This is a genomic window from Mycobacterium sp. (assembly GCF_008709575.1).
Taxonomy (GTDB): Bacteria; Actinomycetota; Actinomycetes; order Mycobacteriales; family Mycobacteriaceae; genus Mycobacterium.
In genome coordinates, this window is sequence record NZ_VYIK01000425.1 from 1 (window position 1) to 643 (window position 643).

Genomic DNA, 643 nt, shown 5'->3' on the forward strand with positions numbered 1-643 from the left:
GTCCCAGTTCAGGAGGCATTTTCGCTGTTCACACGCCGATCAACAACGACCGACCCATCCACGGATTCAGGCTTAGAGCTAACCCAGGTGTCGATCAAGGACGGAATCCTGGCGGACCACCGCGAAAAAGTCTGCGGCGCACGGGCAGCGGTCACCAGGTTACGTGGCGCCGTGTCGGCAGCGGACCTGGCCGAGCGCGCGCCGGTAGAGGCGCATCGCATGGGCTTCACCCGCGTGCTGTTCTCCCAGATACAGCGCGGAATATGGTTCGCATGTTCGGCTTTCGCCGGTGCGGACGAAGAACTCGCGCAGCGCATGGTCTCGGTAGGACTCGCTAACCCGCGGCGGCTGAGCGGTCCCTTGCCGGAGAGCGAAATGGTCCGGCGCGGCGTGCCCATCCTGGTACCCGACGCGCAATCCAACCCGCATGTGCATCCCGAATTGGTTCCGCTGACCAAGACCACCGCGTACGTCGCGGCACCGGTGCTCAGCTGGGGAAAGCCGATCGCACTCCTGCACGCCGATCGCGACACCGATGAATCCGGTGTACAACCATTCGACCGCGACATGCTCGGGATGTTCGCAGAAGGCGAGGTGCCTCAGCTAAAAGTGAGCGCGAAGCGGTGGTTGGTGCCTCACGCAT

1 pseudogene is annotated in these 643 nt (G+C 63.5%); it reads left to right on the top strand.

Annotated features, from left to right (window positions below):
* Positions 1-87: 87 nt before the first annotated feature.
* Positions 88-643 (top strand): annotated as a pseudogene (locus F6Q13_RS19385) (hypothetical protein); the annotation flags it as partial.